Raw genomic sequence first — 17,055 nt, 5'->3', positions numbered from 1 at the left:
GGTCATCTGCTGAGCACGGCGCCGAGCGCCTGCATCAGAGAGTCGCTGGCATCGGCGACCGGCTCTCCCGCCCGGTAGGCGACGTGGTTGTCTGGCCGGACCAGGACGGCACCGCCCTCACCGACCTCACGAAGCCGCGCCCAGGTCCCGTCGACGTCGGCGAAGTCGCCCCTCTCCCCGATCACGGCCACGGTGACCGGGACACCCAGCTTCTCCGCTGCCGCCTCGGCCGCCATCGACCACGGTCCCCCGCCAGTCGAATCGGTGAGCAGCAGGAATCCGTGCCGGTCGACGAGGTCGTGTGTTGATAGCCGCTGCCCCTCGCGTTCCAGCCAAGCATGCGGAAGCCTGTGTCCGGGGCGAGTTGTGGGAAGGTACTTTGTCCCCATCGGGTCATTTGCTGGCGGCACGGACCCGTCCGCGACGAACGCGCCCTGGTCGTAGCGGAAGCCGAGTTCCAGGTCGTGGGCCTGGAACTCGGTCCGCTGCGTGCGGAGGACTTCGGCGGCGCGAGCCCGGCGCGTCTCGCCCCGCGGTCCCTCGGCGAAGAAGGCTTCCATCGCTGCGCGGTTGGCCTCCGGTGGTTGACCCGGCACCAGCCCTAGCCCTGCGTCGATGACCAAGTGGTTGAGGAAGGTGAACATCGCCCAGTCCACGTTGCGGGCCCCGACCGGCTGCCGTTCGAGCTCGTAGCTGTCCAGAAGCTCGGGCGCTGCCTGCTCCTTGATTACTGCGGCCAGTTTCCAGGCCAGGTTGTGTGCGTCCTGGATCGCGGTGTTTAGCCCGAGTCCGGTGGTCGGCGGATGCCGGTGCGCGGCGTCGCCAGCGACAAACACCCGGCCGACCTGGTAGTGGTCGGCCAGCACGCCCTCCAGTACCCAGTGACTGACGCGTAACACTTCGATCTCCAGGTCGGGCAGGCGGAGTAGTTCCTTGAGTCGCGGGACGATCATGTCCTCGTCGAACCGCTCGGGGTCGCCCGGGGCGAAGGCGAAGCTGAGCTGCCACTCTTCGGAGTGCTTGCCCCAGGTCGGTCCCATCGGGACCATCCCGCCGCTTCCCCAAGCCCCTGAGCCGTCGGGATCGATGAACCACGTGATCAGACAGCCGTCGTCGACGTAGGCGGAGAGGTCGGCCTTGAAGTGGCAGCCGACCATGTCCAGCATCCCGCTGGGTCCGTGCAGCGCGATCCCGATCTGCTCGCCCACGGTCTTGCCGCCGTCCGCGGCGATCACGTACTGCGCGCGCACCTCGTATACGGCGGCGGTGGTGCGGTCCTGGATGGTGGCGGTCACGCCGCTGTCATCCTGGGTAATGGTGAGCAGCTCGTGTTGGAATCGCACCCGACCGGGCGCGCGTTCCTCGGCGTGCCGTTTCAGAATCGGTTCCAGGCGGATCTGCGGCAGGTTGCTCGACAGGGCCGGACTGTCCGCGACGTAGGTGTCGTACAGGCCACCGCCGCCGAAGGCGTCCATTGTGTAGAAAACGCGCCGGTCAAGGGGTCCGTCGCCGCCGAGTGAGGTGGTCCAGCGCACGCTGCCGAAGTGTTCGGGTCCGGCACCGGCCGCGTAGACGGACTCGGCGATGCCGTACTGCCGGAAGATCTCCATGGTGCGCTGGTTGAGGTAGTGGGCTTTGGGTAGGTGTGAGGTGTCGGCATGCCGCTCCACCAGCAACGACTCGACCCCTAGTTCGGATAGGAAGATCGATGTCGACAGGCCACAGCCGCCGCCACCGACGATCAATACGGGTACTTCAAGGTGAGACATCGACGTCTCCTTTTCGTGCTCGGAAGGGCGTGTTCAGGAGGACAGGGCTCCGGCCGGGGGCGGCAGGTCCGGTGTGGTGCTCAACGCCCAGGCGCGGGTCTGCAGCTCCTCCGCCGACGTCCCGTCACGCCGTTCGGTGATCATCAGGTCTGGGGAGAAGCCGACTCCGACGGGGTCCCGGCCGTACTCTTCGCCCTCCATGTAGGCCGTGGCCGCGTCGGGGGTGCGGAAGTTGTCGACCTGCAGTTCGACGAAGTTGCCGTCCGGATCGCGGTAGTACAGAGAGGTCGTCACCCCGTGTTGCACCGGCGCGACCGGAGTGATGCCTTGCTCCTTGAGCTCGGCATAACGTGCGAGCAACGAGTCGAGGTGATCGAAGGTGTAGGCAGTGTGGTGCATGCCGGAGGCTGCCGGGTTCTTCTTTTCCAGCTGCACGGGGGGCTGTATGAGGGCGAGCCGGTGGTGCTCCTCATCGAAGGTCAAAAAGCACAACCCCTGTCCTTCGTAGACGGTGTGCGCCTCGAGGACCGTGTTGTACCAGTTGCGCATCTCCGCCAACTGGCTGGTCTGCAGAACTACGTGCGCGAGATAGGGTTTGGTGCTCATCCGAGTACTCATCTCCAATGTTGGTGCGTTCGTTCAGCCATGGTTGCGGGCGCGCCGGAACGTATGATGCATCTCGCCGACCAGGTCCGCGGCGGTGATGAGGTCGTCGTCCGGGCTGATCAACAACTTCGGCTCACGCGCCCACCCGATCCCGGACGGGGTGCCGGTGAAGATGAGATCCCCCGGGTACAACGTCACCACGGAGGACAGAAACTCCACGATCTCCGGCAGCGAGAAGATCATGTCGCTGGTGCGGGTCTTCTGGACCAGTACACCGTTGAGCGAGCAGCGGATCTCGATGTCGTCCGGGTCCTCGAACTCGTCAGGAGTGACCAGCGCGGGCCCGATCGGAGCGAATCCCGCGAACGACTTGCCCATGTTGAACTGTTGAGGTGCCGGTCCGGCGCCCTGCAGCTCCCGTTCGGAGAGGTCCTGGCCGACGGTGATACCCGCCAGATGCGCCCACGCCTCCTCGGCCCGCACACCGGCGGCCGTCCGCCCGACCACGGCCACCAGCTCCACCTCGTAGTCGACCGATCCCTCGGGCAGATCGATCACGCCGCGAGGCCCGGTGACGCTGGACGGAAACTTGGTGAACACCATCGGGGCCTGAGGCAGCTCCAGCCCCGCCTCGATCGCGTGCTCGCGGTAGTTCAGGCCGATGGCGAAGACCTGCCGGGGCTCAGGAGCGGGTGCGCCGAGAGCGTCGCCGGCGACATCGACGGTGTCGCCCGCCGACCAATCGCCCGATGCCCAGTCCCGGAACTCGTCCCAGCTCTCATAGATCGCCTGCGGGTCCGATCCGAAGCGGCCACGGCTGGCCGTTTCGACGTCGACCCCCCGCTCGCCGTCGACGTCGATCGTCAGCCGGCCGGCGGCGTTCAGGATGCGCATGTTTCTTCCTTTCTGCGCCGTGCCCCGATCTCGGAATACCACGGCAGCACCTCGGGGTGGTCCACTACGCCGGAGTTGACCGCACTGTCTTGGCCGATGCCCTGCATCAGCCGTTTGACAGGCACCTCCAGCCTCTTGCCGGTAAGCGTGCGCGGAATTGCCGGCGCCAGCAGGATCTCGTCCGGTACGTGCCGGGCGGAGCCCTGCCGGCGGATCTCGTCAGCGATCCGGATACGCAATTCCTCGTCGAGGCGGGCGCCGTCGACGAGTGTGACGAACAGCGGCATCCAGTACCCGCCGCCGTCCAGCTCGGCACCGATCACCAGGCTGTCAGCGATCTCCGGGATCCGGTCGACCGCAGCGTAGATGTCCGCGCTGCCGATCCGTACGCCGTGGCGGTTGATCGTCGAGTCCGAACGGCCGTGTACGAGGGCCGTGCCCCGCGAGGTGATTGTGATCCAGTCACCGTGCCGCCACACTCCGGGATAGACGTCGAAGTAGGCCTCACGGAATCGGAGGCCGTCCGGGTCGTTCCAGAACCGCACCGGCATCGACGGCATCGGCGCGGTGACGACGAGCTCCCCGATGCGGTTGGTGGCGTGCCGACCGTTCTCGTCCCAGGACTCCACCCGAGCACCGAGCAGCCTGCACTGCATCTCTCCGGCATACACCGGCGCGAGTGGGTTGCCGCCGACGTAGCTGGTGCCGACGTCGGTGCCACCGCAGGGCGCGTCGAGCCAGAGGTCGGACTTGACCCGGTCGTAGACCCAACGCCAGCCGTCCACCGGCAGCACCGAGCCGGAATAGAGTACAGACCGCAGCTCGCTCAGGTCATGGTCACGGCCCGGGACCAGACCGGCCTGACGGGAGGCGGTGAGGTAACCGGCGCTGGTGCCGAACTGCGTCGCCCCGGTAGCGGCGACGATCTCCCAAAGTCGGTCCGGGCGCGGCCGGTTCGGCGAACCGTCGTAGAGGACGACGGTCGCGCCCACCATCAGTGCCGCCACTGCAGCATTCCACACCACCCAGGCCGTCGAGCTGAACCAGAAGAACCGGTCCCCGGCACGTACGTCGGCGTGCAGCGCCAACCATTTCAGGTGCTCCAGCACGATGCCGCCCTGGGAGTGCACGATGCCTTTCGGCGGCCCACTGGTCCCGGACGAGTACAGAATCCACAGCGGATGATCGAAGGGCAGTCGCGCGAAGACCAGCTCTGCCGGGTCCGCGACGATCTCGGCCCAGGGGGTTACTGTGACCGGCAGGTCGAGATCGACCGCGTCGTGGATCCGCGGCACCACGACGACCCGCTCGAGCCCCGGGAGGCTCTGCGCGAGCTGTCGGATCGTCGGGACGGAGTCGATGTCGCGGCCGGCGAACCGGTAGCCGTCGGCGGCCACCAGTATCCGTGGTTGCACCTGCGACAACCGGTCGAGTACCGCGTCGGTGCCGTAGTCGGGGGCGCAACAGGTCCACACCGCTCCCACCGCGGCGCTGCCGAGCAGTGCGATCACGGCTTCGGTAATGCTCGGCAGATACCCGGCGACCCGGTCGCCCGGGCGGATCCCCCACTCGCGCAGCCGGGCGGCGAAAGCGCCCACGTGCCGGCGCAAGTCGGTCCACGAGACCTCGAGGGTCGGGCTGTCCTCGCTGACCTGGATCAGCGCGGGGCCGGCGGCATCGTCACCGCGCAGGGCCTGCTCCGCGTAGTTCAGGCGGACCTGGGGGAACCACCCCGCCCCGGAGAACCCGGATCGGGCCGGATCCCGCTCCGGCGACCAGTCGCCGTCCGCGGCGACATCGAGGAATTCAGCCAGCGACGCCCAGAACCCGCTGCCTGGCCGAACCGACCAGTCCCATAGCGCCTCGTAATCGTCGGCCGGCACACCCGCCCGCTCGGCGATCCAGCCGCAGTAGCGAGCCAGTCCGCTCGCAGCGCGCCGCTCGGTGGACGGGGTCCAGAGAATCTCGTTGTTCGTCTCGGCGGTCACTGTCCATCTCCGGGCGTCATTGGCGATCTCCTTCGAGCATGCCCGTCGCACTCGACGACTGGGCCAATGCCATTTGTTGTAATTGATAGCCGCATTGTCCTGTTCATGCTGACCCACATCCCGCAAGCACAGACCCCACCGCCCAGGACGACGGGGCGGCGCGGATGACACATGGACTCAGTGCCACACCAGATGTCACGACAGGTCCTTTTGGTACCGGTCGGAAACCCGGACAAGCGATTTCCCCATGTTCCGGCCCTCGAGCAGTCGGACCAGCGCCGCAGGCGCATCGGTCAAGGAAGGAGCCATCTCCTCGAGATGGCGAACCTTGCGATTTCGCAGCCACACAGACATTTCCGCGATGATTTGATCGAATCGGTCGAAGTGGTCGGTCGCAAGGAAGCCTTGAATCGAAATCCGTTTGACCAATATGCGGCGCTCGATTCGCGGACCGACGGCCTTTCCATCTGGCGGTAAACTGATTGTTCCACAAATCGCAACGCGGGCACCGACATTGAGGTTCTCCAGCGCGGCGTCGAACGTTGCTCCGCCGACAGAGTCGAAGAACACGTCGACACCGTCCGGACATTCGCGGCGGATCGCCTCGGCCAGATCATCCTCTTCCCGATAGTTGATGGCTGCGTCGAAGCCGAAGTACTCGATGCACTGGCGGCACTTGTCGCCCGAACCCGTCAGGCCGACTACCCGTGCACCCCTGAGCGCCGCCAGCTGACCTGCGGCGGAGCCCACGGCACCCGCCGCCGACGTGACCAGGACAGTCGAGCCGGGCCCCGGTCGTCCGATATCGATCATCCCGACATAGGCCGTGAGGCCAGTGACGCCCAACACGCCCAGCGATGTCGAGATCGGCGCGAGATCAGGATCGATCCGGCGCTGAATCTCCGGCTCGTTCATGGTCGCCCACTCCTGCCAGCCGGTGAATCCGACCACCAAGTCCCCCGCGCGAAACCCCTCGAGGTTGGAGGTGACGACCTCGCCGACGCCGAAGCTTCGCATGGGGCTTCCCACGGGGACTGGTGGCAGATAGTTCGGAGCGTCGAGAATCCAACCGCGCATGGCGGGTTCGATCGAGACGATGAGAGTTCTGACGAGGACCTGTCCTGGGCCCGCTTCAGGAATCTCTCCCTCACGCTCGACGAAGTCTTGCTCGATCGGCAAGGTGGTTGGACGGCGGTCCAGCACGATCTGGAGGTTGCGGGACACGGTTGCTCCTCAGCGAGTCAGAGTAGATTGTGCACAATATTCTGTATTTGTAGTGCGGAATATTTGTCGAAGCGGGATCCGTCGTTGTCGCCGATCGAGCTCGGCCACGGGACTTCCCTTCAGCGAGGTCGCCGCGTTCATCTGGCATCGCTACCTCCGACCTTCGGACTCGCACCGGGCTGTCTCTGACCCAGGGATGGTCAGGGTTGAGCGGGTTGCAACTGCGGAGGGGTGAAGAAGCCCTCAACGGTGACGAACTTCGTCCCGTCCCACCTCAGGATCGAGATTCCCGGGCGGTGAATGCCGGGAAACTCCGGTGGCGCGGCGCCGGCGGGGCTTCCGAGGAAGGTCGGGATAGTGGTGGTGCTGCCCGGCGCCAGGGTCGTCGTAAGGTACTCCTTGAGGGTGGCTGCGTTGACCTTGTCTGCTCCGATGGTTTTGGCAGCGTCCGCCAGAAACATGACGTTGGCGAAACCCCACTCGGCCAGTGCGGAGCGGGCGATGTCCCCGAACCCGTACTTATCCATCGCCTCCCGGAAGATTTTCACATCGGGATCGTTCAGATCGTCGGGATTGGTGAACTCGCTGATCACGTTCGCGCCGACGGCCGCGGGGCCGGCGGCATCGAAGACCTCCGCGTCCATTGCCACACTGTGGATGTAGATCTGTTCGGGCTCGATCCCTTGCTGTTGCAGCTGATCCCACACCTGCGGGATCTGACTGCCGTTGACCAGGGTGAAGACGGCTTCGGGATCCGTGCTGGTCACCTTGGCGACCGAAGCGGAGAAGTCCGTGATCTGGGGATTGAAGAAGACCGTGTTAACGGTCTCGACGCCGGCCTCCTTCGCCGCCTTTTCGAGCTGCTGCGCGTAGGTGCGGCCCACCGGTTGGTCCTGCATCAGCAACGAGATGTTCTTCAGCTTGGCCGTGGTGCCGAGGTAGTGGCCGAGTCCATAGAACTCACCAACCCCGCCCGGCCCGATGGCGAAAGAGTTCGGGCTTTGGATCAGAGTCGGCTGATTCGGGGAGTTCATGGTGATGATGTTGTTCTTCTCGAAAAGGGCATCACCTCCGGTACTCGAGAAGTCGTCGATCCCGATGACGGCCAGCGATTTCTGCGCGACCGCCTGCTGAGCACACGCCGCGGAGGCGCCCGGGTCGAACTTGGAGTCACAGCTCGTGATTTTGATCGGCCGCCCGCCGATACCACCGTTGTCGTTTATGTACGCCGCGGCAGCCTTCGCCCCGTTCGGCATTGCCGAGGGGGCGAAGCCTGGGACACCGCTGACTTCGCTGATGTCGGCGATGACGATGGGCTCGCCGGTCAGCTTCGCCGCCGCCTCGTCCAGTAGGGAGTTCCCACCCGAGCTCGTGGCCTCACCGCTGCCGCACGCTCCGGTGAGGAGTGCGGCGACGGCAAGCACTGCCGTGAGTCCCAGTCTCTTTCGATGATTCATGTGCACTCCTGATCAATGGACGATGGGTAGGTACGAACGTCCTCGCGGCAACCTCGGCGAGCAGGTGCAGAGGGCCGTTCGACGCCTCGCGTGTGGGGGTGTGGTTCGTGAAGTCTTGAAACAATCATGCTGGCGTGGAACTGGCATCTCAGGCCGTGGCACGTAGTCGCGTGCGGATGGCATTCTTGATCTCCTGGTTCTTCAGCGCGATGCCGTCGGGCTGCAGGACGACGGTCACCACCAAGAGCAGGCCGGTGAGGACATCCCAGTACTGCGCGATCCCCGAGATCTGGTTGAGGAGCACGAAGAACACGCCGCCGGTCACCAGGAACCCGGCTTGATACGCGCCGCTGATCGCTGCAATTCCGCCGATGAAGGCCACCGCCACCACCGACAGAGACAACGCAGTGACGAAGTTGTTGCCGGAGGTCGCACCCGCCTGGTACGCGAGCAGTCCACCGCCGACCGAACCGATGGCGGCCGACAGAGCGAAGGCGTAGATCTTGATACTGGCGACGTTGACGCCGGCGACCGCCGCGGCGCGCTCGTTCGCCCGGACCGCCAGCATCTTGCGCCCGACGGCACTTCGTCGAAGACTGGCCACCCCGAGTGTCACCAGACCCAGAACAACGAAGACCATCAGAGCGAACGCGGTCGGGTTCGTCGCGGCGTCGAGCGAGAGCCCGAAGATCGACGGGGCTGGCACAAGCCGCCCGGTCTGTCCACCGGACACCTCGTAATTCTGGAACACCGCGGCATCAACGGCGATACCTATACCGAGCGTGATCACCGCCAGGTTCACCCCGCGGATACGCAATGCCGGCAGGCCGATAAGCGCACCGATCAACATCGTGATGAATGCGGTGAGGACGATCGGCAGTGGGAATGGCAACCCCAGGTTGGTGCCCAGCAGCGACGCGCCGAACGCGCCGACCGCCGCGAAGCTCAGGGGGGCAAGATTCGCCTGGCCGACGTAGCCCGTCACCACCACGAGGGAGAGTGCCACGATGACCGCGATCATCGACGCGGTGATAGCCGCCTTGAGCTCGTTACCCGTGAGCAGCAAGGAACCGATGATCACGACCGGAACCAGGATCAGCCAGACCGGCGTGACACGGCCGTCGGTTGCCCTGGCCGGCCGCGGCGGTGTGAGTGTGCCCCGGAGCGGAATTCGCTTCCCTGCCACCGCGATAGCAATGACTACTACCACCAGCGGGAGTGCGATTGCCATCCCCTGAAGCGTCCAGAAACCCGTCACCACCGACTGGCCGATCCCGATGAGGACTCCGGCCACAGCGGTGAGAGCGAAGGAGGTGAAGCTCCCGACGAGCGCGGCGGCCAGTGCGGGCAACACAATGAAGGTCAGTGCGTTCACGTTGAGCCCAGAAATCGGAGCGATGAGCGCACCCGACAGACCCGCGAGAGCGCAGCCCAGCGCCCAATTCGTCGCGGCGACGCGGTCCGGGGAGATCCCCAAGAGAGAGGCAGCACGCTCGGACTCAGCAGCCGCACGCGTGGCCAGCCCGAAGCCGGTGTGACGGTAAAGCCAGGCGAGCAGGGCCGTGATGACGACAGCGGTGCAGAGAAGGTAGAGCCGGTCTACTCCCAAGGAAACACCCAAGAACTCGACTGTAGTGACGGGCAGCAGACGCGCCGCCTGCTGCCCGGTCGCCATACTGTTGTGCCAGAGCAGCACCGCGAGAGCGTTGAGCGTCAGTAGCAACCCGATCGAGGCGATGACCTGAGAGAGCGCAGAGGCGTTCCGTAGAGGCTTCATGACCACCACGTAGATGCCGACGCCCGCGAGCGCGCTGAGGATGCAGGTCACGAGGAGGGCAAGTGGCGCTGGAACCCCCTCCCTGACTAGTGCACTGCAGACGAAAGCACTGAACATAGCGATCGCGCCCTGGGCGAAGTTGACGACTCCGGACCCCTTGTAGATAAGGACGATTCCGAGCCCGAGGAGGGCGTATGCCGCTCCGGCACCGAGCCCGAGCATGACGAACAACAGCAGCTGATCCATGGCTATTCTCCAATCGCGGCGGGATCGACCTCGCCGAGGTAGCTGGCCTCGAGCAGGTCACGGCGCTTGCCGAGCTCGGCTGCCGAGCCCGCCAGCCGGATCTCCCCGTGACTGAGAACTATGGCCCGGTCGGCGATGTCCAGGGCAAGGTCGGTGTGCTGCTCGACCAGCAGCACACCGACGCCGAGCTCGGTGGCCGCGCGCCTCACTGGCGGCGCGAGGGACTGAGCGACGACGGGCGCAAGGCCCATGCTCATCTCGTCGATGAGGATGGCCTTCGCCTCCCGGCTCAGTGCCCGCCCGACCGCCAGCATCTGCTGCTCGCCACCGGACAGCAGACCCGCTCGGATATCCAGCTTCTTCCGCAGCGGAGGGAAAAGGTCGAGGGCGACCTCGGTCGACTTTCGGGCCGTGGCCCTGCTCAACGCGACCGCCAGGTTCTCCCGCACCGTCAAGCCGGAGAGCACGGCACGATTGTCGGGCACGAGGCAGACACCACGCCGGCTGACCAGATGCGGCTTGCCCCCAGCCACCGGCGCTCCGAGCGCCTCCACGGCACCCGAGATCGGCGTCAGCACACCGGCCAGCGTCAGTAGCGTGGTGGACTTCCCTGCGCCGTTCGCGCCCAGGATAGCGACGATCTCCCCCGGCAACACCTCGAAACTGATGTCACGGATCGCCGGGATGCCCCGGTAGCCGCTGGTCACGTTCGCCATACTCAGGACCGGTGTCGTCACAGCACACTCTCCATGGGTGCGGCGGCCTCGGATCCCAGATAGGCCTTCACGACCCGCGGATCCTGCAACACCGCCGCAGCCGATCCCTGCGCGATGATCTGACCAAACTCCAGCACATAGACGTAATCGCACACACTCAGCACCAGACCCATGTCGTGGTCGACCAGCAGCACCGTCCGGCCATCGGTCGTGAGCTGACGCAGCTGACGTCCCAATTCGATGCTCTCCGCGGAGTCCAGACCAGCCGCCGGCTCATCGAGCAACACCATTCGCGGATTGGCCGCCACCGCCCGCGCCACCGTGACCAGCTTCCGTTGGCCCAACGAAACACTGTCCGGCATTCGGCCCGCCAGATCCTCGATCCCAAGACTCGCTAGCGCCTGCTCGACACGGTGCGCGGCATCGGCCGACCGGGAAGGCCAGAACGGCGCCCGCGCCATGGACAGCCAAGACGCCCCCTCCGCCGCGACCAACAAGTTCTCGCGAATGCTCAGGTCATCGAACAGCTCGATGCTCTGAAACGTTCGGGCCAAGCCGACTCGCGCCCGCTTGTGCGGCGGCATCCGTTCGATGTTCCGGCCAGCGAATCGCACCGAGCCCGACGACGGCACGAGCCCACTCACGGCATCGATCAGGGTGGTCTTACCGGCGCCGTTCGGACCTATCAGCCCAACGAACGCCCCTTCGGGAATATCGAGAGACACCGCGTCGACCGCGCGCAGCCCGCCGTATTGCACTGTCATTTCCGTCAGTTCCAGCAGTCCCACTCGGTGGCCTCCTCATTGAGCGTCGGCGCCTCGGTGATTCACGTCACCGGCTGCACGACTTTGCGACTTGGAACACAGTACATTGTGCAACAGTGTTTTGTGAAGACGGTCTTGCAACGACGATGTGGAATCGCGTGATTGACAGCAGATCGCACTGACCTCGGGGCAGTTCGACGCCATGGTCGCGACGCGATCGGGTTGGCCACCGCCGCGGTCCGCGTCCTCCCGACTACCGGAGACGATTCGCGAAAGATGTTCTTGCAGATCGATTTTGGCGCGCCGCAACCTGGCCGGGTAGGGCTTCTCCTGATGATCTTGACATCGCACCTGGATCATGATGAGAAGGATTACCTGGCCACCTTGCACTCGGTCGCCGATCGGCCCATGGCAGGGGTCCGGGCCCGCCGCTATCCCTCCGATACCACCGACGTCGAGTGGGCACTGCTGGAGTCGGCGCCACTCAGTGCGGGCTGCCCGACCCCGGTAGGTGGCCCCCGGAGAACACCACCGTCGGGACATCGTTGACGCGATCCACCTACAACGGCGGTCGATTGCGGGCTCTCCCCTGCGGCCCCGCATGGAAAATGATCCTGCTCGCGTTGTACCAGCCGGCGATGTAGCGGAACAGCTCCGCCTCCGCCTCCCATCTGTCGACGAATACGGAGGCGCGGTGCATCAATTCGATTATCAGGTCGACCACAGATTTTCGGCGAGCGCGTTATCGAAGCCCCACGCTGCCGGTGGACGGGCCGATGCCCGGCGTCAATCAAGTTCCGTAGCGCCTCCGGGTGCACCTCCAGCTACTCGGCCGGCCGCTCGATCACCGGTCCGGGCTCGGACTCCCGATAGAATCGCACCGCCTTCTCTCCGCCGGCGGATACTCCCGCGTTCCCACATTGATGTCCTTCCTCGGTCTCCACGATCAAATCTGGTTCGGAAGACTTCGGGAAAGCGGGAAAGCTCGGTCGTGCTGTGTCGCACGCTCTCCAGGTCAGGCGGCCACGACAGTGCGGACCTTCGGTGTGGCCCGAGAACCGGAGCGACGTCGTCGAACGCTGCGCTCCTGTCGATTGGAAGGAGTACCGCAAGAGGTAGACCTACTCGCTACGGCTGCCGCGTGACGCGGCATTCGATGCAGATCCGGTTCTCCGGCCCGACAGAGCTCTCAGCTTGACAGCTCGCCTCTGGCACTGATCAATTCGGTGATCTGGTGAACTGTGGTCTGAAGATGAGTCCGCACGATGCGCGCGCAGACTTTGCCCTTACGCGCCTTGAGGGCAGCAACGATTTCTTCGTGCTGTTGCTGCACTGCCTTACGGTAGTCGGGGTCTTCTTGCCCGTCAGGACTTACCGTGAGCTTGGCGTAGTTTGCCGAGGTGACACGAAGGTTACTCAGGATTTCGAACAGTCTGGGCCGGTTCGCGATCTTGTAGATGGTGTCGTGGAGCACGCCGTTGAGCTCGATGTAGCGGTCCGGCGCAGCCGATGACATCTCGGCGACGATGGCTTCCAGCTCTGTTACCTGATCGTCTGTGATGCATCTCGCCGCGAGTTCGGCGGCCAGTGGCTCCAGGGCGAGGCGGATCTCGTAGAGCTCCTCGAACTCCTCAGCAGCAGGTTGGAACACAACGACACTACGGTGCGCGTCTTGCTGCACGAGGCCTTCCCGCGTGAGTACCGCGAAGGCTTCGCGGACGGGTGTGGTGCTCACCCCGAACCGCTCGGCGACCTCGGTCTGACGCAGACGTGTTCCCGGCGGAAGCTCGCCCGAATGGACCATGTTGCGCAGTCTCTCGGCGACAAGGCCTGCTCGGGTAACGGATACCAATTTCTCCGATGTCACAACCAACTCCCACCCATTGACCCTCCGCATTGTCGGCGCGGGGACCGCTTTCGTCAAGAGTATACGATCCGCCGCCGAGGTCGCACAGAGTCATGCCGGCACCCGGTGCGGAAGGAAGCCGTTTCTTTTGCCGGGGCGGCAACCCGAACTAGCTCGCGCCCCCGTACGCAACCCCACATCCGATGGCTCGTCACGATGTCGCCCATCTCGTACCAGCGATGAAGCTTCCCTTTGCCGCACCCAATTTGTATACTGTGCACTCGACAACTGGCAACTTCCTCGGCCTCGCGTGCGCATCAGAGCACAGCGTCGGAGCCGGACGTTCAGCTACAGGAGAGATTTGCGATGCCTTCAAACCCGACGCCACTGGCGGACTCGGTAAACATGCTGATGGATCGAGCCGCCATCGAAGACCTGATTACAACGCTCTTCCACTGCGTGGATACGAAGGATTTCGCGGGGGCCGCGAAGCTCTTCACAGAGGACGGCGAGATCGTGCTGCCGTTCGCGTCATATCCGGCCACAGAGCTCGTCGAGACGTCGGAGCGCATATTCGCCCCCTTCCAGGCCACTCACCACATGATCGGGAACGTCGCGATCACGATCGATGCCGACTCCGCCCAGTCCCGGCACTACGTGCGGGCAACGCACGTTCCAGATACGACGGTGGCCTCTCGACACGCCGACGTCGGCGGCTGGTACCACTGGCAGTACCGGCGGACCCCCGAGGGGTGGCGCATCACCCGATACGAACTCACCTTCGTCTTCTCGGACGGCATCGAATTCGACCCGACTACCTGAACTAAGCGCCCCGCTCCTGCCGCCCACCCCATGTCAGTGCGCTCGCGTGCGGCACCAGAGCACTGCTTCTGGTCGGTAGACGTGCCGCGTACCTGCTGACACTGCCGCTGCTGGCCATCACGAATGCCACGTTGCTATCCGGACTGCGGTCCGGATAGCATCGGCCTCAGTCCGGTTGGACTGCCCAAGGATGCCGGAAAGGCCCGGCAACCCAACGTTTTCGAGGAGAATCACATGACTGTTGCAGCGCCGACCGGCCTGGCGGCCGGAACCTGGGCCATCGACCCGGTGCACTCGTCGATCAACTTTTCCGTCCGCCATCTGATGGTCAGCAAGGTCCGCGGTACCTTCGGCGCCTTCAGCGGTGCAATTACCGTCGCCCAGGACGGCAGCCCCTCGGTGACCGCCGACATTGACGTCGCCTCGTTGAATACCGGCAACGAGCAGCGCGATGCACATGTGAAGGCCGCGGATTTCTTCGACGTCGCGAAGTTTCCGACCGCCAGCTTCCGGTCCACCGGCGTCCAGGCCAAAGGCGACGACTACGTGCTCGACGGCGAGTTCACCCTTAAGGGCGTCACCAAGCCGATCAGCCTCGCGCTGGAATTCAACGGTGTCAACCCAGGCATGGGCCACGGCGAAGTAGCCGGTTTCGAGGCCTCAGTAGTGCTGAACCGCAAGGACTTCGGCATCGACCTCGACATGCCGTTGGAGTCCGGTGGCGCGGTCCTTGGCGACAAGATCAACATCACCCTCGAGATCGAGGCGCTCAAGCAGGCCTGACCCGGCTCGCGGGCGCGCGTATGACTACCGGCGGACGGCAAGTTCGGCGCCTGGACGGATCGCGCGCTCGCGTCGAGCTAAGCCGAGACTGCGGCACCGGTGAGCACATGCAACTGCACCACATTGGCGTGCAGAGCATCTTCGAGGTCAGCCATCAACTCCTGGCCGGCGCACACCGCCACATTGTCGACGGCTGGCAGTTGCATCCCGACATGGTCGGACCAAAGCTGCCGGCATCTTCGATCCGCTCGTAGTTCGCCCTCGGAAAGCTGCACCAAGCCTTTGGCTTTCAATAAGAAGCGGAGCGCCTACCGGGGGTCCAGCCGCTTGTCCTGCAGCGCCTCGGCGCTCTGCAGCAGATGCACCTGTCGCGTCGCGGCAGCGGGCAGCGCCAAAGCAGCGGCACCCACCACGGCGGTCCTCCGGGTCTGTCGCATCGGCGGCAGCACGACCGTGTCTCCTGTCCGGCACACGGCCCAGCGGACGCGACACCGTTTTGTGAACGAACACGTGATCCAGTCCCCTTCTGAGCGTCTCGTCGCCGCGCGCTAACCAGCGAACCCACGACTGGTCTGGTGTCGTTCGGTTGGAGCACTCAGTGTCGATCTGTAGAAGCTTGGACTTGGATCGCCTTGTCGAGGACCCAGCCGACATCCGCGCGCGGCGCGCGAGATTGGCACGCAGCACTGGCCAACCATGCCGGTCGCCTTGGCGATATCGAAGGGGCGGATGGCGGGCGCCCCTTGCGGTGTGCGCGTGACCGAGCGCGAGCTCAGTCGGACCCGCAGGAACATCCGGGTGCCTCGCGGGGAGTTCGGCGCGCTCTGGCAGGCCGCCGAAGAGCTCACCTCGGCGAACGGTGAGCGCGGTATCGCCGACGGGGTGCCGCCGGCGTGGCGCTGACGTGCCGATGTGTTGCCCGAACGGCAAGCGTAACCGTGAAGGGTCCCCAGATCCTGACGACCGCACCGGTGACGCGTCTCGGCTCGCTTCCGAGGAGACCATCGACGCCGAGTACCTCGCAGCGGAAAAGCTGCTGGCCCAGTGCGACGCCGGCGCGCTTCAGAAGATAGCCCGGCAACATCGAGGCGGACTCGCAACACTGCGGTGGGTATGGCCTGTCGGCGGCCCCATTCTCGTCCTCGCCTGGGCTGAGTGATTTCACTGCGCGCTCCAGGAAATTTTCGTCGACGACGTCCTGTTCATCGACTGGTTAGGGCGTGGACTCGATCGCGAGTTTTTCTGCTTCGTGGACGGCGTCGTAAGCCCCGCGCTCGTGAATCTTGGCCAGCTCACGGTGGGCTCCGGTCGAGCGCGTCCGCGGCCTCGTCCGCCCACGGGGGACGCCGGCCATGGTCTGCACCGCGGCTGCGGTCCTCATACGACCGCGAGCTGCATTGATCGGAACGGCTATTCCATCCGCGCCCTCCCCTAGCGTCTCGGCGTTCCCGCTACCCAGCGAACCCAAGATGGTCTGGTCTCACGTTGGATCAGCCCGCAACACCACGCTTCACGGCCGGGAGGAATTCGCACCTGCCAGAATGTAGATCGCTAGGGCTCGCGATTACAGCAAAGCAGAGGTCACATCACCGCCAGACGACGTGGACGGCGCAGACAGCTGCAAGCGCATCAGGCGGAAAGGCCGAGCAGTTGCCGCCAGGACCGCACGGCCTATTTCAACCACCTCGCGCCCCCCAGCTCCGGTGCAGTAGTCCACACCGGCATTGTGGAGTGCCGTGGGTAGTACTTCTCGTCAGCGTGCGCGGCGTGCGTGGTTCGCTATGAATTCACGCAGTCGGACGCGGATGGGCTCCAGATGGCGTGCCGGTGGTCCGTCGAGAATTTTGCCGAGCCTCGCCACGTAGCGTGCGGGTGTCATCCCGAACTCGACGAGGAGATCTCCAGTGTTTCCTCCCCCGTATGGGGAGCCATCGCCGGGCGAACTCAATGATCTGGGCGTCCTCGATGACAGAATCGTTCATCATGGAAGACCTCCTTGGTTATCGAAAGAAGCTTTGCGCGAGTTGCTTTCACTTGAACGTCGAGGTTTCCGGCGCGTCAGAGGAGCTGATGAGGGGGCCCGGCCATGACGCCGGCGAGCCCGAACTCCTCGGCGGACTTGAATGCTCGACGAACTCTTCGGGCTTGACCCACCGTTCGGGG

At 64.9% G+C, this 17,055-nt stretch carries 16 protein-coding genes and 1 pseudogene; 3 read left to right on the top strand and 14 right to left on the bottom strand.

Features of this window, described 5'->3' with window-relative positions; genetic code table 11:
• Positions 1-2: 2 nt before the first annotated feature.
• From JWS14_RS47920 to JWS14_RS47875, 10 genes are all read right to left on the bottom strand, one after another.
• The gene (locus tag JWS14_RS47920; RefSeq protein WP_206017165.1) at positions 3-1,769 is read right to left on the bottom strand and encodes an FAD-dependent monooxygenase; all 1,767 of its coding nucleotides are present in this window, start codon (positions 1,767-1,769) and stop codon (positions 3-5) included.
• A 33-nt stretch (positions 1,770-1,802) separates the two neighbouring features.
• A complete protein-coding gene (locus tag JWS14_RS47915; RefSeq protein ID WP_206017164.1) occupies positions 1,803-2,375 on the bottom strand; it encodes a VOC family protein in 573 nt (190 codons plus the stop codon).
• A gap of 33 nt (positions 2,376-2,408) precedes the next feature.
• The gene (locus tag JWS14_RS47910; RefSeq protein WP_206017163.1) at positions 2,409-3,269 is read right to left on the bottom strand and encodes a fumarylacetoacetate hydrolase family protein; all 861 of its coding nucleotides are present in this window, start codon (positions 3,267-3,269) and stop codon (positions 2,409-2,411) included.
• Positions 3,257-5,257 (bottom strand): acetoacetate--CoA ligase, encoded by a 2,001-nt coding sequence (locus tag JWS14_RS47905; protein ID WP_206017162.1) that lies wholly within the window; start codon positions 5,255-5,257, stop codon positions 3,257-3,259. The genes JWS14_RS47910 and JWS14_RS47905 overlap by 13 nt, the downstream gene beginning before the upstream one ends.
• 195 nt (positions 5,258-5,452) lie before the next feature.
• Positions 5,453-6,481, bottom strand: coding sequence for an NADP-dependent oxidoreductase (locus JWS14_RS47900; protein ID WP_206017161.1), 1,029 nt, complete (start codon positions 6,479-6,481; stop codon positions 5,453-5,455).
• A gap of 200 nt (positions 6,482-6,681) precedes the next feature.
• Positions 6,682-7,938: an ABC transporter substrate-binding protein gene (locus tag JWS14_RS47895; protein WP_206017160.1), complete on the bottom strand. Its 1,257-nt coding sequence runs from the start codon at positions 7,936-7,938 to the stop codon at positions 6,682-6,684.
• 148 nt (positions 7,939-8,086) lie between these two features.
• Complete coding sequence (locus tag JWS14_RS47890; RefSeq protein WP_206017159.1) at positions 8,087-9,961, bottom strand: ABC transporter permease; 1,875 nt, start codon at positions 9,959-9,961, stop codon at positions 8,087-8,089.
• A 2-nt stretch (positions 9,962-9,963) separates the two neighbouring features.
• Positions 9,964-10,698 carry an ABC transporter ATP-binding protein gene (locus tag JWS14_RS47885; protein WP_241031915.1) on the bottom strand — a complete coding sequence of 245 codons (735 nt, stop codon included), beginning with the start codon at positions 10,696-10,698 and terminating at the stop codon, positions 9,964-9,966.
• Positions 10,695-11,465: an ABC transporter ATP-binding protein gene (locus JWS14_RS47880; RefSeq protein WP_241031914.1), complete on the bottom strand. Its 771-nt coding sequence runs from the start codon at positions 11,463-11,465 to the stop codon at positions 10,695-10,697. The genes JWS14_RS47885 and JWS14_RS47880 overlap by 4 nt, the downstream gene beginning before the upstream one ends.
• A 1,165-nt stretch (positions 11,466-12,630) precedes the next feature.
• Positions 12,631-13,338, bottom strand: coding sequence for a GntR family transcriptional regulator (locus tag JWS14_RS47875; protein WP_259376175.1), 708 nt, complete (start codon positions 13,336-13,338; stop codon positions 12,631-12,633).
• 315 nt (positions 13,339-13,653) lie between these two features.
• On the opposite strand from JWS14_RS47875, the gene JWS14_RS47870 reads away from it, so the two are divergent.
• A complete protein-coding gene (locus JWS14_RS47870) occupies positions 13,654-14,109 on the top strand; it encodes a nuclear transport factor 2 family protein (protein ID WP_206017157.1) in 456 nt (151 codons plus the stop codon).
• 234 nt (positions 14,110-14,343) lie between these two features.
• Positions 14,344-14,892 (top strand): YceI family protein, encoded by a 549-nt coding sequence (locus JWS14_RS47865; RefSeq protein WP_206017156.1) that lies wholly within the window; start codon positions 14,344-14,346, stop codon positions 14,890-14,892.
• Between the two features lie 77 nt (positions 14,893-14,969).
• Here the strand turns inward: JWS14_RS47865 and JWS14_RS51375 are convergent, their stop codons facing one another.
• Entirely contained in the window at positions 14,970-15,098 is a 129-nt protein-coding gene (locus tag JWS14_RS51375; protein ID WP_259376170.1) for a hypothetical protein, read from the bottom strand.
• Positions 15,099-15,200: 102 nt separating this feature from the next.
• Positions 15,201-15,329 carry a hypothetical protein gene (locus JWS14_RS51370; protein WP_259376169.1) on the bottom strand — a complete coding sequence of 43 codons (129 nt, stop codon included), beginning with the start codon at positions 15,327-15,329 and terminating at the stop codon, positions 15,201-15,203.
• A gap of 319 nt (positions 15,330-15,648) precedes the next feature.
• Between JWS14_RS51370 and JWS14_RS47860 the strand changes: the two genes are divergently transcribed.
• Positions 15,649-15,795, top strand: a complete 147-nt coding sequence (locus JWS14_RS47860) for a hypothetical protein (RefSeq protein ID WP_206017155.1) — start codon at positions 15,649-15,651, stop codon at positions 15,793-15,795.
• A gap of 850 nt (positions 15,796-16,645) precedes the next feature.
• Here the strand turns inward: JWS14_RS47860 and JWS14_RS51015 are convergent.
• Positions 16,646-16,771 carry a hypothetical protein gene (locus JWS14_RS51015; protein WP_241031913.1) on the bottom strand — a complete coding sequence of 42 codons (126 nt, stop codon included), beginning with the start codon at positions 16,769-16,771 and terminating at the stop codon, positions 16,646-16,648.
• A gap of 197 nt (positions 16,772-16,968) precedes the next feature.
• Positions 16,969-17,051 (bottom strand): annotated as a pseudogene (locus tag JWS14_RS47850) (lipoyl synthase); the annotation flags it as partial.
• Positions 17,052-17,055: the final 4 nt, after the last annotated feature.

The organism is Rhodococcus koreensis (assembly GCF_017068375.1).
Classification (GTDB): Bacteria; Actinomycetota; Actinomycetes; order Mycobacteriales; family Mycobacteriaceae; genus Rhodococcus_F; species Rhodococcus_F koreensis.
The sequence above is the reverse complement of the archived record's forward strand: the minus strand, read 5'-3'. Positions and strand labels throughout refer to the sequence as shown.

Excerpts from the sequence above, each read along its gene's own strand:
- JWS14_RS47920 (WP_206017165.1), bottom strand. The coding sequence starts at position 1,769 with ATGTCTCACCTTGAAGTACCCGTATTGATCGTCGGTGGCGGCGGCTGT.
- JWS14_RS47915 (WP_206017164.1), bottom strand. The coding sequence starts at position 2,375 with ATGAGCACCAAACCCTATCTCGCGCACGTAGTTCTGCAGACCAGCCAG.
- JWS14_RS47910 (WP_206017163.1), bottom strand. The coding sequence starts at position 3,269 with ATGCGCATCCTGAACGCCGCCGGCCGGCTGACGATCGACGTCGACGGC.
- JWS14_RS47895 (WP_206017160.1), bottom strand. The coding sequence starts at position 7,938 with ATGAATCATCGAAAGAGACTGGGACTCACGGCAGTGCTTGCCGTCGCC.
- JWS14_RS47890 (WP_206017159.1), bottom strand. The coding sequence starts at position 9,961 with ATGGATCAGCTGCTGTTGTTCGTCATGCTCGGGCTCGGTGCCGGAGCG.
- JWS14_RS47875 (WP_259376175.1), bottom strand. The coding sequence starts at position 13,338 with ATGCGGAGGGTCAATGGGTGGGAGTTGGTTGTGACATCGGAGAAATTG.
- JWS14_RS47870 (WP_206017157.1), top strand. The coding sequence starts at position 13,654 with ATGCCTTCAAACCCGACGCCACTGGCGGACTCGGTAAACATGCTGATG.
- JWS14_RS47865 (WP_206017156.1), top strand. The coding sequence starts at position 14,344 with ATGACTGTTGCAGCGCCGACCGGCCTGGCGGCCGGAACCTGGGCCATC.
- JWS14_RS51375 (WP_259376170.1), bottom strand. The coding sequence starts at position 15,098 with ATGCAACTGCCAGCCGTCGACAATGTGGCGGTGTGCGCCGGCCAGGAG.
- JWS14_RS51370 (WP_259376169.1), bottom strand. The coding sequence starts at position 15,329 with ATGCGACAGACCCGGAGGACCGCCGTGGTGGGTGCCGCTGCTTTGGCG.
- JWS14_RS51015 (WP_241031913.1), bottom strand. The coding sequence starts at position 16,771 with ATGACACCCGCACGCTACGTGGCGAGGCTCGGCAAAATTCTCGACGGA.